The sequence below is a fragment of the Leadbetterella byssophila DSM 17132 genome (assembly GCF_000166395.1).
In the GTDB taxonomy this organism is placed as follows: domain Bacteria; phylum Bacteroidota; class Bacteroidia; order Cytophagales; family Spirosomataceae; genus Leadbetterella; species Leadbetterella byssophila.
In genome coordinates, this window is record NC_014655.1 from 3,826,004 (window position 1) to 3,840,324 (window position 14,321).

The 14,321-nt window shown below is 39.8% G+C and carries 12 protein-coding genes and 1 pseudogene; 9 read left to right on the forward strand and 4 right to left on the reverse strand.

Translation table 11 applies throughout. The features are described 5' to 3' along the window. Positions 1–21: 21 nt before the first annotated feature. The 3 genes from rho to rplS all read right to left on the reverse strand — a co-directional run bounded on the left by rho (position 22) and on the right by rplS (position 2,962). Positions 22–1,533, reverse strand: coding sequence for a transcription termination factor Rho (gene rho / locus LBYS_RS17015; RefSeq protein ID WP_013410082.1), 1,512 nt, complete (start codon positions 1,531–1,533; stop codon positions 22–24). Between the two features lie 222 nt (positions 1,534–1,755). After that, entirely contained in the window at positions 1,756–2,508 is a 753-nt protein-coding gene (gene dapF, locus LBYS_RS17020) for a diaminopimelate epimerase (protein ID WP_013410083.1), read from the reverse strand. 100 nt (positions 2,509–2,608) lie between these two features. Next, positions 2,609–2,962 (reverse strand): 50S ribosomal protein L19, encoded by a 354-nt coding sequence (rplS, locus tag LBYS_RS17025; protein ID WP_013410084.1) that lies wholly within the window; start codon positions 2,960–2,962, stop codon positions 2,609–2,611. 462 nt (positions 2,963–3,424) lie between these two features. On the opposite strand from rplS, the gene LBYS_RS17030 reads away from it, so the two are divergent. From LBYS_RS17030 to LBYS_RS17045, 4 genes and pseudogenes are all read left to right on the forward strand, one after another. Further along, positions 3,425–4,018 (forward strand): TetR/AcrR family transcriptional regulator, encoded by a 594-nt coding sequence (locus tag LBYS_RS17030; protein WP_013410085.1) that lies wholly within the window; start codon positions 3,425–3,427, stop codon positions 4,016–4,018. Between the two features lie 147 nt (positions 4,019–4,165). Further along, positions 4,166–4,564, forward strand: coding sequence for a PaaI family thioesterase (locus LBYS_RS17035; protein WP_049781400.1), 399 nt, complete (start codon positions 4,166–4,168; stop codon positions 4,562–4,564). A gap of 71 nt (positions 4,565–4,635) precedes the next feature. Further along, positions 4,636–5,351, forward strand: a pseudogene (locus tag LBYS_RS17040) (SDR family oxidoreductase). Positions 5,352–6,508: 1,157 nt separating this feature from the next. After that, entirely contained in the window at positions 6,509–8,038 is a 1,530-nt protein-coding gene (locus tag LBYS_RS17045; protein WP_013407181.1) for an IS1182 family transposase, read from the forward strand. A gap of 105 nt (positions 8,039–8,143) precedes the next feature. Here LBYS_RS17045 and LBYS_RS17050 read toward each other — a convergent pair whose 3' ends face one another. Beyond that, entirely contained in the window at positions 8,144–9,181 is a 1,038-nt protein-coding gene (locus LBYS_RS17050; RefSeq protein WP_013410086.1) for a VOC family protein, read from the reverse strand. Positions 9,182–9,257: 76 nt separating this feature from the next. Between LBYS_RS17050 and LBYS_RS17055 the strand changes: the two genes are divergently transcribed. The 5 genes from LBYS_RS17055 to LBYS_RS17075 all read left to right on the forward strand — a co-directional run bounded on the left by LBYS_RS17055 (position 9,258) and on the right by LBYS_RS17075 (position 14,214). Continuing rightward, on the forward strand, positions 9,258–9,644 hold the full coding sequence (locus LBYS_RS17055; RefSeq protein ID WP_013410087.1) for a VOC family protein: 387 nt from the start codon (positions 9,258–9,260) through the stop codon (positions 9,642–9,644). Then, entirely contained in the window at positions 9,631–10,677 is a 1,047-nt protein-coding gene (locus LBYS_RS17060; protein WP_049781401.1) for an alanine racemase, read from the forward strand. The genes LBYS_RS17055 and LBYS_RS17060 overlap by 14 nt, the downstream gene beginning before the upstream one ends. Beyond that, positions 10,671–11,042, forward strand: coding sequence for a co-chaperone GroES (locus tag LBYS_RS17065; RefSeq protein ID WP_013410089.1), 372 nt, complete (start codon positions 10,671–10,673; stop codon positions 11,040–11,042). Before LBYS_RS17060 ends, LBYS_RS17065 begins: the two co-directional genes overlap by 7 nt. 80 nt (positions 11,043–11,122) lie before the next feature. Next, positions 11,123–13,630 (forward strand): cytochrome c biogenesis protein CcsA, encoded by a 2,508-nt coding sequence (gene ccsA / locus LBYS_RS17070; RefSeq protein ID WP_013410090.1) that lies wholly within the window; start codon positions 11,123–11,125, stop codon positions 13,628–13,630. Then, positions 13,627–14,214, forward strand: coding sequence for a DUF4230 domain-containing protein (locus tag LBYS_RS17075; protein WP_013410091.1), 588 nt, complete (start codon positions 13,627–13,629; stop codon positions 14,212–14,214). The genes ccsA and LBYS_RS17075 overlap by 4 nt, the downstream gene beginning before the upstream one ends. The last annotated feature ends 107 nt before the right edge of the window (positions 14,215–14,321 follow it).

Genomic DNA, 14,321 nt, shown 5'->3' on the forward strand with positions numbered 1-14,321 from the left:
AGATTAATCCGGCTTTTTTCATTATCTGTTCATGGTGGCTAAGAACTCTGCGTTGTCCCGAGTACCTCGCATTTTGGATAGTAAGAACTCCATAGTTTCCATAGGGTTCATATCTGCCATGTATTTTCTTAATAGCCACACTCTTTGTAGCTCGTCTTTTTCCATTAAAAGGTCCTCTTTTCTAGTTCCTGAAGTAAGGATATCTATAGAAGGGAATACCCGTTTATTGGCTAATCTTCTATCCAGTTGGAGTTCCATATTACCTGTACCTTTGAATTCTTCAAAGATTACTTCGTCCATTTTAGATCCAGTATCAATTAGGGCGGTAGCGATGATGGTTAATGAACCTCCATTTTCTATCTTTCTAGCTGCACCAAAGAAGCGCTTAGGCTTATGAAGGGCATTAGCATCCACACCACCGGATAGGATCTTACCTGAGGATGGCTGGGTAGTGTTATAGGCACGCGCCAGACGAGTAATAGAGTCTAAGAGGATGACCACATCATGACCGGACTCAACCAGACGCTTGGCTTTCTCAAGTACCATTCCGGATACTTTTACGTGCTTTTCTGCCGTTTCGTCAAAGGTAGAGGAGATCACCTCTGCCTTAACGCTACGTTGCATATCTGTAACCTCTTCCGGTCTTTCGTCTATAAGTAGTATAATCAAATAGATCTCTGGGTGGTTAATGGTGATGGCGTTTGCTATCTCCTTTAATAAGACGGTTTTACCCGTTTTGGGTTGAGCCACTATCATTCCCCTTTGTCCTTTACCTATAGGAGAAAACAAATCTAATACGCGGGTAGACATGATCTCCGGACGTGTACTTAGTTTGATTTTTTCCTGTGGGAACAGCGGAGTCAGGTATTCAAACGGAATTCTATCTCTGATCTCTTCTGTGGTTTTACCATTAACGGAGATCACCTTTAGAAGGGCAAAGTACTTTTCCCCGTCTTTTGGAGGGCGAATGGTTCCGTGAATAGTATCTCCGGTTTTTAAACCGAAAAGCTTGATTTGGGATGGAGATACATAGATATCATCCGGACTAGCCAGGTAGTTGTAGTCAGCAGAACGTAAAAATCCGTAGCTGCCTTCACTCATGATTTCCAGTACTCCGGTATTGTCAATTAAACCGTCAAACTCCTTTACGAGAGTGTTGAACTGTTTCTTGATGTTTTTGGAATAATCGTCCTTACGTTTTGCTTCTAAGGCTTGTTCTTTACTTATCTCTTCAGAGATGCCAAGGTCTTCGTCAGTGATGTCCGGAACCTCTTCCAGGAGGTCAGACATGTCAATTTCTTCATCAGGGACCACCGGAATATCAATTTCTGCTTCTATTTCCGGAGCGATTGGCAATTCTTCGAAAGCCGGAACTGGTGCGGTATTAGGAGCATGGGTGGTATCCTCTGAAACTACTCTAGTGATTCTTTTCCTGACCCTGGGAGCCTTAGGCTCTTCTGATGCTGCTTCCTCAGCAGCGGGGGCCTTCGCTTTGGTTTTAGCGGCTTTGGCCGGTTTCTTTTCTTCTTCCACTTAGATAAATGTTATGATTCGGGCGTACACGAGGAACATGGAAAGCGTATGCTGGATTTATCCACAAGTATTACGCCACTTTTGATCTGTATTCTTTAATAAAATGACTTGATATGAACAGGCGGAGTTGGTTTTTCCTGCCGGATTTCTTGAGGTATTAGATGAAATCGTACGCAAGTTAAGGAATTAGCTTTTTTTTTACAAGAAAAAAGCGAACTTATTCTAAAGTTCGCCTTCAAAAACTTTTTGTGCAGGACCAGTCAGTAACACCTTAGTGATCAGGGATCCCGGATCAAACTGGACTTCTAGGTTTCCTCCTAGAGTTTCCACTTCAACTCTTGTAGATACACCTTTGATAAAATGTGAAATTATACTTGCAGCAGTCACACCTGTACCGCAGGAATAGGTCTCGTCTTCTACTCCTCTTTCATAGGTTCTGACCTTGATGGAAGAGGGGGAAAGGACTTGAACATAATTCACGTTTACGCCTCCTTTGGCCATCCAATATTCATTGTATCTTATCTTTGCTCCTTCTGTGGAAACATCAATAGCATCTACATTTTCAGTGAAAATGATCAAATGCGGAGAGCCCGTATTGAGGAAATACCCTTCAGGTACTTCTTCAAGGGGGTGGACATCAATCATCTTAAGAGATACTTTCTTGTCAGTGATCTCCGCTTCATGAGGTCCATCTACAGCGATAAACGATGTTTTTCCTTCAAAGATACCAAGGTCAGAGGCAAATTGAACCGCGCAACGTCCTCCGTTACCGCACATGCTTCCTTCGGCTCCATCTGCGTTAAAGTAGCGCATGCGAAAATCATAACCTTCTTCTTTTTCGATCAGGATAAGTCCATCCGCTCCGATCCCAAATCTTCTGTGACATAAAGCTGCTACATCCCCTTGGAAGGTGTTAGAGCGATTGTCTATCATCACGAAATCATTACCCGTGCCTTGATATTTATAGAATTTCATAGGTCAAAAAGTCTTGTAAAAAAAAAGTCACCTCAAAGAGATGACGTTTTTCTACAAATTATGAAAAAGCTATTACTTAAAATCTTTATAGCAATGCTGCTTATTTTTTCAATTCTTTGATTCTGGCCGCTTTACCATGTTTACCTCTTAGGTAGTACAATTTAGCTCTGCGAACCTTTCCTCTTCTTACTACCTCAATCCTATCAATTGAAGGAGAAAGTACTGGGAAAATTCTTTCTACGCCTACACCGTTAGAAATTTTACGTACTGTAAAAGTTTCACCTGGAGTACCGTAGTTTTTTCTTTGGATAACAACACCTGCGTACAACTGCACACGTTCTTTGTTACCTTCAACAATTTTTACGTACACGTTTACTGTGTCTCCAGCCTTAAAGTCAGGAACATTAGCGTTTGTGCCGTTCACCTCTGACTCTACAAATTTAATTAAGTCCATTTAAATAAAAAAATTAAAGATAGATTAAGTGTGCAAAGCGGCTTCCTTTAGGCAAAAGGAGGCATTTGACAAAAGTTGGCTGCAAAGTTAATGCATATTTCTGATTTTAACAACAATCAATTTTAAATTTTGCTCTTTGCGCATTTCCAACTTGGATATTTAAATGGTTAATTATTTTAGGTCAATTGTTAAATTTTCTGAAAAGTAAAAAGGTTTCTTGAAAATGTAAATAGTTTGGCAAAAAAAAATTTTTGTAGTTTGAAAAATAGGAGGATTTAAGGTATATCGGAATATTCTATATGTGTTTGAAGCTATGACTGATTTTTTTGGAATTCAATTCCTTCTCGTGTTTTCATCCGGTTGCCCTCAAAACAGCTCTAGTAGTTTTTTATAAAAAATCTTGAAAAAAGACCGATCGGTATAAAAAGGTATTACCTTTGCCGTACTATAATACGGAAGTTCATGGGAAAAGCAGAGAGAACCAGAGCTTTTATCATACAAAAGTCAGCTCCTCTATTTAATATTAAGGGTTATGAAAATACTTCTTTGTCAGATATTCAGGAGGTGACTAAATTAACGAAGGGCGCTATTTATGGTAATTTTAAAGATAAGAATGAATTGGCTATAGCCTCTTTTGAGTACAACTGTTCCCGGGTTTTTAGTGAAATTGAAAGCGTCTTAGCTGAAGCTTGCTCCGCAAAGGAGGCCTTACTGGCTTTTTCAAATTTTTACGTGAAGAACTGGAAGAATCTATCTGCTTCTGGTGGGTGTCCTATTTTAAATGCAGCTGTGGAAGCGGATGATTCCCTAACTTTTTTGAAGGGTTCCGTCAGAAACAATATGGAGTATATTCTGGGCTTATTGAAGTCGACTATTGAAAAGGGTATCTGTAGTTTGGAGTTTAGATCCGATGTTCATGCCGGGGAGTATGCCAGCTTGATTTTTAGTATAGTGGAAGGGAATATTCTAATAGCTAAAATGATGAACCACCCTAAATATCTGTCCATTATGGATAGAAGGATCCGACTCATCATAGAAAAAGAATTACTGAGGTAATTTTTTTTGAAAATAAAAATACCGATCGGTATAAAAAGTAAATATTCAAACCAATGAATACTGTATTCAGAAAAAGAACCTACGAATGGGCTAATCCTTTGGATATAGCGGAAATGTCTAAGGCCTTACCCGGAATGGAATTGCTAAATGGGATTATGGAAGGGTAGCATTCCAACACCCCCATTTGCTGAGACCTTGGATTTTCAACCTTTGAAGGTTGAAAGGGCTAAAGTTCAATTTCAATTTGTTCCACAGGAGTTTCATTATAATCCCATAGGTAGTGTGCACGGGGGAATCATCAGCACCGCACTGGATACCGTGATGGGTTGTGCTTTGCATACCTTATTACAACATGGCTTTTTATACACCATTCTGGAGTTGAAAGTGAATTTTACAAAGGCGTTGAGAGTCGGAAAGGTGATAGCGGAGGGTAGAGTTTTACATTTTGGAAAAACCACGGCTCTGTTAGAAGCTGACCTGAAAGGGGAAGACGGAACCCTATACGCCTATGGAACATCAACTTGTATTCTTTTGGCACAGAAGTAAAATCAAATGGATACCTACTTAAAAGGTATTTATTCTTGCAAAAATTTAAAAAGTGATTCATATACAATACAATGAAAACGACAGGTAACACCATCTTTATTTCGGGAGGTTCTGCGGGAATCGGTCTGGAAATAGCTAAACAATTTTCTGCACTTGGAAATAAAGTGATCATTAATGGTAGGAACAAGGAGCGACTGGAAAATGCACTTGGCCAACTGAATAATGCAGAATTCATCCAAGGAGATCTATCTATTGAGAGTGAGCGCGAAAGGATTGCTGAAGTACTAAGGAATAACTATCCTGACGGCTTATTAACAACGCTGGTGATGCGTATGCTTACACCCTTAACGGAAGTGAAAATGCTTATCAAAATGCGGCTAAAGAAATAAATACTAACTATCTCTCCATTATTCATTTATCTGAACTTTTACTCCCCATTTTGAGTGTAAAGAAGGAGGCAGCGATAGTCAATGTCACTTCCATTGTGGCTCTAGCTCCTCAAGGGGTAGTTCCTACGTATTCCTCCAGTAAAGCGGCATTGAGTGCTTATACTCAATTACTACGCAAGGCCTTCGCAGATACAGGTTTGGAGGTATATGAACTCATGCCTCCATTAGTTAATACCCATTTTTCAGCAGATATAGGTGGGGCAAATGGAATTCCTCCGAAAGAGGTGGCGCATGAACTTCTACTATCCATGGAGAACCGACAATTCGATGTGCCGGTAGGACAAACCAAAGCACTTTATACTCTTTTTGAAAATATTAGGTCGAAGTTGAACAGTTAAAGCGATATTTTGGAATATCGCTTTATTCTGAAGTTGCTGCAATGTTTCCAGATTTGCAACCGTAAAGAATGTACCTTATGATGAGCTCTTTCGCTTCGCTGAAAAGTTGCATAGAATACGTTTTTTTCTCTACTTTTTTGGTGCAAAGGGTCCGACCGTTCGGAAAGTAGCAAAAATACATGAATATTCTTCTTGTTACTTTTTTGGCGCAAGGGTCCGACCGTTCGGAAAGTAGCAAAAAAACATGAATATTCTTCTTGTTACTTTTTTGGCGCAAAAAAGTAGCAAAAAAACATGAATTTTATGATGTCCTCTTTCGCTTCGCTCAAACGGACCATAAAATTCGGTCAAAGGAAGTTTTTTTTATTTAATATGCAAGGAAGAGCTACCAAAAAGCCTTTGGCTTTTTGGACTAAAAACTAAGGACTAAAAATTTAGGGTCATTTAGTTATTAAATTAACCGTCCTAAATAATACTTATTGGTCCGAAAATATTAGTTCACAATAACTTTTGCTTAAGGCAAAATTTACAAAAAGTAACTATAAAAACATGAATATTCTTCTTGTTACTTTTTTGGCGCAAGGGTCCGACCGTTCGGAAAGTAACCAAAAATCATGAATATTCTTTCTCTACTTTTTTGGCGCAAAAAAGTAGCAAAAAAACATGAATTTTATGATGTCCTCTTTCGCTTCGCTCAAACGGACCATAAAATTCGGTCAAAGGAAGTTTCTTTTATTTAATATGTAAGGAAGAGCTACCAAAAAGCCTTTGGCTTTTTGGACTAAAAACTAAGGACTAAAAAGTCAGGATCATTTAGTATTTAAACGGTTAAAATTACCGTCCTAAATAATACTTATTGATCCGAAAATATTAGTTCCCAATAAGTTTTGCTTAAGGCAAAACTTACGAAAAGTAACATAAAACATGAATTTTATGATGTCCACTTTCGCTTCGCTCAAACGGACCATAAAATTCGGTCAAAGGAAAATTAGTATTATTATACCGAAACTATTAGTTATTAATTGAGGGTGTCTCATAAAGGCACCCTCGTTTTTATTTTGAAGCCGAGGTTTTTTTAGATTTGGCTTCACATTTTCTCTTTAAAACTTGCGTTATTATCCTGATTTTCATATATTTAGGTATAAAAAATCAAGGGTATGGCATCAAGAAAACCCACTTTTAAGCCTTACGACCAGCAGCAAATGATGCTATTGCCTCCAAGTTTGGAGGAACTGGTTCCCAAGAATCATCCGGTACGGGTGGTCAATGAGGTCATTAATAAAATTAATCTCGCTCCTCTGCATGCTTCGTATAAATTGACCGGTGCCTCCAGTTATCATCCTCAGATGCTGCTTAAAGTGTTGGTTTATGGGTATGTGAGCAATGTATATTCGAGCAGGAAGATAGAGGCAGCCTGTAAAGAGAGTATCTATTTTATGTGGATAAGCGGCATGAGCTATCCTGACCATAACACCATTAACCGTTTCAGAAGTGACCGCCTTCGAGAAAGTCTTCGAAGTGTGTTCGAAGAAGTAGTTAAGCTTTTAGCCCAGGAAGGACTTTTGAGTATTGAAGAGGTTTGTGTTGATGGGACCAAAATAGAGGCCAATGCCAATCGTTACACCTTTGTTTGGAAAAAGGCTATTGCGACCAATAAAGAGAAAATGAAGCAGCAATTGAAAGGCATTTGGGAATATGCTCAAAGTGTTGCCAGCAAAGAGGATAACCTTCCCGATCCCCCTGACTTCACCACCATTACTAGAGAAAAAGTACAGTCTACCGTCGATAAGCTCAATGAGGTTTTGGGCAAGAAAAAAGATATTGACAAGAAGGTGAAAGGCAAACTGAGTTATGCCACCAAACACTTTCCACAGAACATGGGCAAATACGAAGAACAGGAGCAGATTCTTGGAGAGCGTAACAGTTACAGCAAGACGGATGAGGGAGCCACATTTATGAGGTTAAAGGAGGATCACATGAGGAATGGGCAATTGAAGCCGGCTTACAATGTTCAAATTTCCAGCTCCAACCAATTCGTTGTAAATTACACGATTCACCCCAACCCCAACGACACCACCACTCTGGCAGCGCATATAGCTCAGCATGAAGCAAGCTATCAGCAAGCTCCCAAAGTTATCACGGCAGATGCAGGCTACGGTTCTGAGGAAAATTATACCTTACTGGAAGGCAAAAAAGTAAAGGCCTACATCAAATACAATCTCTTTGACCGACAGCAGAACACCAATAACCAGGACCCATTTAGTACCGATAAGCTATTCTACAATGCCCAAGAAGACTGTTTCATCTGTCCGATGGGTCAGCAAATGAATTTCATTGGAGAGAGTAAAAGGAAGACCAGCACAGGTTTTGAACAAACCTCAAGAAAATATCAAGCCCAAAATTGCGGGCATTGTCCACTAAACGGAACTTGTAATAAGATGGAAGGGAATCGGATAGTCCAAGTCAATGAACGACTGGAGCGACAGCGGAAGCAGGCCTATGAACTTCTTAACAGTGAAGAAGGAATAAAAAGGCGAAAGAAAAGGTGTTACGATGTGGAACCCGTCTTTGCAAACATAAAAAGCAATCACGGCTTTAAACGATTTATGCTTCGGGGTAAGCATAAGGTCGAAATTGAGTTCGGCCTATTGGCCATAGCACAAAATATACGAAAAAAGGCCTCCTGAGAGACCTTTTTCAATACTATTTGCAAATTCAACCTCCTGAGGTTGGAATATAAAAAATCAAATAAGAAATCCCAGCCTAAATAAATTGAAAACAAAGAGAACGCCTCATTTAGGTTTTGAGACGCCCTCTTTCCCAATTCCTAAAGCTCCAATCATCCAATTAGGAAGCTTTTTATGCGTGCCTCTTTTCTTAAGATCTATATACCAACCTAACTTTTTAAGCACAGGGACTTTATGCGTTTCTACAAATTCCAATAAAGTGCCGTCTGGGTCTTCTATGTAAGTAAATCTACCGGCAGCTTCTCCCATATCGAAGGAATTGGCACTATCAACTGTGAAAGGATGGCCTAAGGTATTTAACCTTGCTCCTAAAGTATCCATATCTAAAGTGTCAAAACACAAATGGATAAAGCCTAAATCTCCCCATGTTCTGCCTTCCATAATCACTTTGGGAGTACGATCTAAGGCCTGAACCAGTTCTATTTCGGTGTTCCCGATTAAACGGGTAAAGGCTCCTGTAGCGGCTTCCTTTTTGCGAAGCAAAACTCTTCTATAAATTTCTGTATTATCAATATCTTCAAACGTGCCCGTCTTATCGTAAACCACCTCTTCTAATCCTAAACCGTCTCTATATAAAGGCAGGGCTTTTTCGATATCGGAAACCCCGATAACCGCGCCAAATACACCACCGGTATTGGAAGTTTTAGGCTTAAACCAAGAGTCGTCTTCCACAATTTGTAAAGGATTTCTATATGGGTCAAACATCCACACCACCGGTTTTCCATCAGGTCCGGGAGATACTTTTAAGTTATTCTGATGCGCAAATTCCCCAAGACTTTGGCATTTGATTTTTGCGGCATAAATTCCAATGTCTCCAAAGGCAGGTTCAAACGGGCAAGGAATAGGAAGAGGACGTTTGGATTCCCATATCTCCGCTCCACCACCTCCGGCAATGTTTAATGCCATAATGGCTCTCCTTTGGCGGATATTCCCTCCCGTATATTTTACCATTAATTTGGCTTCAGCAACATCATCAAAGAGGGGAATATTCATGTTGAAGGTTTTATTGTACCACTTGAATGCCTCTTCTGCATTCACTACACCTATACCTATCTGTTGAATTCCCGTAATTAAGTCTGCCATATATTATATGCTGTTATTCGATTCAAAGTTAATCAGGTTCCAACAAATACCATTTACTTTTGCTTAATTTTGTAGTATGCTAAAATCAGTACATCATATCGCCATTATTACTTCTGATTATACTAGATCAAAGGATTTTTATACCCGGATTTTGGGTTTAGAAATTATTAATGAAGTATATAGAAAAGAGAGAGATTCTTATAAATTAGATCTCGCTTTAAATGGAAATTATATCATAGAACTATTCTCTTTTCCCCATCCTCCAGCCAGGGTAAGCAGGCCGGAAGCCTGCGGATTGAGGCATTTGGCCTTTGCAGTGGAAGATGTAGAACAGGCAGTGGAAAGTCTGGAAAGTCAGGGAGTTAAATGTGAGCCTGTGCGAATAGATCCTATTACCGATAAGAAATTCACTTTTTTTGAAGACCCAGATGGATTACCCCTTGAGCTTTATGAAGCGTTTTGATACACCTTCCTTACTGATTTTAAGAGATAAGGTAGAGGCAAATATCGACAAGATGATTCAGCTTGGCGGAGCAAAACTCATGCCTCATGTCAAGACCCATAAGATGGATGTAGTTACCCAATTGATGATTGACAAGGGGATTCAAAGATTTAAAGCCTCCACCTTAGCGGAACTTGAAATGGTAGCTCGATGCAGGGCAAGCGAGGTGTTATTAGCGCATCAGATTATGGGGCAGAAATTAATTTGGTTCCAAAAACTTAAGGATCAGTATCCGCATACAAAAATGTGTCTCCTCGTGGACTGTATGGAGGTGGCTGAGGAAATCCAAAGGGAATTGAAGGAAGTAGATGTCTATATTGATGTTAACGTTGGAATGAACAGGACCGGGATACAGCCCGGTGAAGGATTAAAGGAGTTGATAGCATATGTGAAGAAATGCTCTAATATGAAATTAAAGGGCTTACATGTTTATGATGGTCATATCACAGATGTGGGTCTAAATGAGAGAGAACAGAGGGTAGCGGACTGTTTCGAAGGACTGCAAGAATATATGGATCCGCATTGGGAGATGATAGCAGGTGGTTCTCCGGCTTTTTCGGTGCACAGAAAGAGTCCCGATAGAACCCTGTCTCCGGGAACTTCAGTTTTTTGGGACTGGGGATATGGAGAGAAATATACGGAACAACCCTATGAGTACGCCGCGTTATTACTTACTAGGGTGATTTCTAAACCTGCGCCTGATCTGATTACAGTAGATCTGGGACATAAAGGGGTGGGAGCAGAAAACCCTTTGCCTCTTAGGGTTAAGTTTTATGAGCATCCGGATCTGGAATGGGTGAGTCAAAGTGAAGAACATGGGGTTTTGAGAACATCTATGCCAGGAAAATATAAAATTGGTGATATTCTACAAGGAGTGCCCTATCACGTTTGCCCTACGGTGAATTTATATGATAAAGCTTATGTTGTAAATAATGGGGAATATGAAGGAACCTGGGCTATCCCCGCCAGGAATAGAAATATTAGTGTATGTTAAGTGTTACAGAAGATAACCGTTTGAAAAAATTGTTAGTGGTAGGAGACAGGGTTCTAATCAAGCCTAAGAATCCAAGTGACAAGACTACATCTGGATTGTATTTACCACCTACCGTTGCAGAGAAAGAAGAGGTGCAGTCAGGTTACGTTCTAAAGGTTGGGCCTGGCTATCCTCTGCCAGGCTTAGATGACGATGAGCCTTGGAAATCCAAAGCAGTAAAATACATGCCTCTTCAAGCGGAAGAAGGAGATGTGGCTATCTACCTTCAAAGGCATGCCGTGGAAATTCAGTACGAAGGCGAACGTTATGTCATTCTACCTCAATCTGCCATCCTACTTTTAGAAAGGGCAGAGGATTTATTTTGAAACAATCTAATTATATAAAGGTAAGTCATTACAAATGGCTTACCTTTGTACTTTTGTACTGTAAAACCAATTAAGCAACAATGCTTCGTTCATATTTGGGGCAAATAGGTCATTCTCTGTCCATTATCGCCTTTCTTACTTCCCTGTTAGCTACATATGTATATGTGATGGCGTCAAAAAAAGACGACGTGCCTTTCTGGAAGAACCTGTCTTCAAAGTTGTTTTTCGTCCATGGTGTAGCGGTGATAGGAGTGGTGGCAACTTTGTTCACCATAATAATAAATAAGTACTTTGAGTATCATTACGCCTGGGATAATACCTCACTAAGTTTGCCTTTTGGATATGCCATATCTACATTCTGGCAGGATCAGGAAGGGAGTTTTCTCTTATGGATGTTTTGGGACGTAATAGTAGGTTTTGCCTTGATATTTTGGTTTCGAAATAAAGGTAAAGTCTATCAGTCCTATGAAAGTCCCATGATGGCAGTCTTTTCAGCCGTTCAGGCCTTTTTGGGCAGTATGATCATCGGGGCTGTAATAGTGGGTGATTTTAAGTTGGGAAGTACACCTTTTCTTCTGCTAAAAGAATCCATGCCTCATTTGAGTCTTTGGGCTACTAATCCTGATTTTGTGCCAAAGGACGGTAATGGATTGAATCCTTTGTTGCAGAACTATTGGATGGTCATCCACCCGCCTACCACTTTCTTAGGATTTGCCATGACCACCGTTCCTTTTGCATTCGCTATTGCTGCACTTTGGAAAAAGGATTACGAAGGCTGGATTAAAGTGGCACAGCCTTGGACGCTATCTGCCGCAATCTTACTCGGTGTAGGGATCATGATGGGTGCCATTTGGGCTTATGAAACCCTAAATTTTGGAGGGTATTGGAACTGGGACCCAGTAGAGAACGCGGTGTATGTACCTTGGCTGGTGATGGTAGGAGCATTACATACCATGATGATTTCACATAAGAGTTCATCCGCCCTAAAGACCACCTTCATCTTAGCTATAACCCAGTTTATCTTAATTTTATACAGTACATTCCTAACAAGAAGTGGGGTATTAGGGTCTGCTTCTGTACATTCATTTACTGACCTGGGTTTGTCGGGCCAACTTTTGGTATATCTCTTCTTCTTCATCATCATCGCTGTGGTATTACTAGTATGGAGATGGAAGGAGCTACCAAGGGATGAAGAGGAGGTATCTACGTACTCTTCTGATTTCTGGATCTTCATAGGGGTAACTGTATTGGTTTTGGCAGCTTTCCAATTGACCGTAACGACCTCCATTCCTGTGTATAATAAGATAGGAGAAGTCTTTGGACTTAAATTAAATATGGCCATGCCAACAGATCCTATTGAACACTTCACTGTGATTCAAATGTGGCTGTTCATCGCCATAGTGATCTTAACCGGTATTGCACAATACTATTTTTGGAAGAATCAAGGGAAACTGACTTGGAATAAACTGGTGAACCCTTTAGTCATCAGCTTATTTTTGACGGCTATTATCATTACCTTAAGCGGGGTGAATAAATGGCAATATATCGTTTTACTTGCAGCCGGAATGTTTTGTATAGTAGCTAATTTGAACATCTTGTTCTACTACAAAAAAATGAAGATTGCCGGTGGAGCAGTATCTCATATTGGGGTAGCTTTAATGCTGATAGGTATAATGTACTCCTCCGCATATGAGAAAGTGATATCCTTAAATTTTGAAGGCAATAAGCTTTTCCAAGATGAGAAGGATAATTCAGAAAGTACCTTGCTTTACATCAAGAGACCTACACGTATACAGGATTTTCACCTGACCTATGGTGGAGAGTTTATTAAAATCAGGAAGGTTCCGGGTTATGTGGAGAAACGTTTTGTGCAGCAGGTGATGGATAGTGATTACAAAGGGGTACTTCGTGCTGACCTGATGGATGGAGAAAAGATTCTAGCTAAGAAAGGAGATACCGTAGAGTACAACGCAGAAAATACCTATTACCAGGTGAACTTTAAAAAAGGAGAGAAGGAAGACTTTAATCTTTATCCACGTTATCAGATCAATCCTAAAATGGGTAATGTGGTGTCTCCGGATATTAAACACTACTGGAACAAGGATATCTACTCTCATGTGAATTATGTTACTACAGGTGAAGAAAAACAGTGGACTCCTACGGAGGAATACCAGGTAGCGCTAAAAGATACATTCTTCTTAAATGATCACGTGGCCATTTTAGATGAAGTTCGACCTTTGACGGAATTGGAAGGTCTTCCTCTTCAAGACGGAGATGTGGCAGCAGAAGCTACCTTAAGAATCCTGGAAAGAGACGGAGAAAAGATATTGAAGCCTATTTTTGCCATCAAAAACAGGGAAGTTTGGAGCATTCCTGTGGTGTCAAATGAACTAGGTATTCGTGCTCAATTGCTGAAAATTGATCCTAGTACCGGTATGTTTACCTTTGGGATTAATAGAGGTGAGAAGGAATATATCATTATAAAAGCCATTGAGAAGCCCCACATGAATGTTCTTTGGGCAGGTACATTTTTAGTATTCTTAGGTTTGGGTATAAGTGCATATAGAAGATTCAAATTGATTTCATGAGAAAGGTTTTGATGTATGTGATCTTAGCTTTGGCATTACTCTTTTTTTGGGAAAGGCTAAAGAAAGCTAGCTTCTGGAACAAAGAAGTCACTACTACGCATCATACCGTTTTGAAAGAAATCACAGATCTGGGGAAACTCGAATTAGTGAAATACGCATATAGGGATGTGGTGGAGCAAAAGATCGTTCGCGACTTTCTGCCAGACCCGAAAGCCTTATTGATTATAGAAGGAGAGGCGGTAGGTTGTATAGACCTGAAGAAAGTCAAAGAGGATGATCTTCAGTTTAAAGGAGATACCTTGATCGTACATCTTCCCTCTCCTGAAATCTGCTACCATAAAATAGATCATGAAAGGTCTAAGGTTTATCATACAGAATATGCCTTTATGAATGAAGGACTATTGCTCGAAGAGGCATATAAAAGGGCCGAAAAGCAGATTCTCGAATCTGCCCTTCGAGCAGATATATTAGGTAAGACAAAGGCTAATGCGGCATTAGTCCTTAAACCTTTACTTGAAAATGCTTCGGGCAAAAAGGTGGTCTTGAAATTTCCCTTAGCAGCTGAACTAGATCCATTAAAATAACAAGAACTTCTTTCTTCGATTATTTAAATTTTTTAAAGAATAATTCTAAATAATAAAAAATTTTGTGCAAACGTGTGCAAACTAGTTCAAGACGTTTGTTACAGCAT

Excerpts from the sequence above, each read along its gene's own strand:
- dapF (WP_013410083.1), bottom strand. The coding sequence starts at position 2,508 with ATGAAATTCTATAAATATCAAGGCACGGGTAATGATTTCGTGATGATA.
- rplS (WP_013410084.1), bottom strand. The coding sequence starts at position 2,962 with ATGGACTTAATTAAATTTGTAGAGTCAGAGGTGAACGGCACAAACGCT.
- LBYS_RS17030 (WP_013410085.1), top strand. The coding sequence starts at position 3,425 with ATGGGAAAAGCAGAGAGAACCAGAGCTTTTATCATACAAAAGTCAGCT.
- LBYS_RS17035 (WP_049781400.1), top strand. The coding sequence starts at position 4,166 with ATGGGATTATGGAAGGGTAGCATTCCAACACCCCCATTTGCTGAGACC.
- LBYS_RS17045 (WP_013407181.1), top strand. The coding sequence starts at position 6,509 with ATGGCATCAAGAAAACCCACTTTTAAGCCTTACGACCAGCAGCAAATG.
- LBYS_RS17050 (WP_013410086.1), bottom strand. The coding sequence starts at position 9,181 with ATGGCAGACTTAATTACGGGAATTCAACAGATAGGTATAGGTGTAGTG.
- LBYS_RS17055 (WP_013410087.1), top strand. The coding sequence starts at position 9,258 with ATGCTAAAATCAGTACATCATATCGCCATTATTACTTCTGATTATACT.
- LBYS_RS17060 (WP_049781401.1), top strand. The coding sequence starts at position 9,631 with ATGAAGCGTTTTGATACACCTTCCTTACTGATTTTAAGAGATAAGGTA.
- LBYS_RS17065 (WP_013410089.1), top strand. The coding sequence starts at position 10,671 with ATGTTAAGTGTTACAGAAGATAACCGTTTGAAAAAATTGTTAGTGGTA.
- ccsA (WP_013410090.1), top strand. The coding sequence starts at position 11,123 with ATGCTTCGTTCATATTTGGGGCAAATAGGTCATTCTCTGTCCATTATC.
- LBYS_RS17075 (WP_013410091.1), top strand. The coding sequence starts at position 13,627 with ATGAGAAAGGTTTTGATGTATGTGATCTTAGCTTTGGCATTACTCTTT.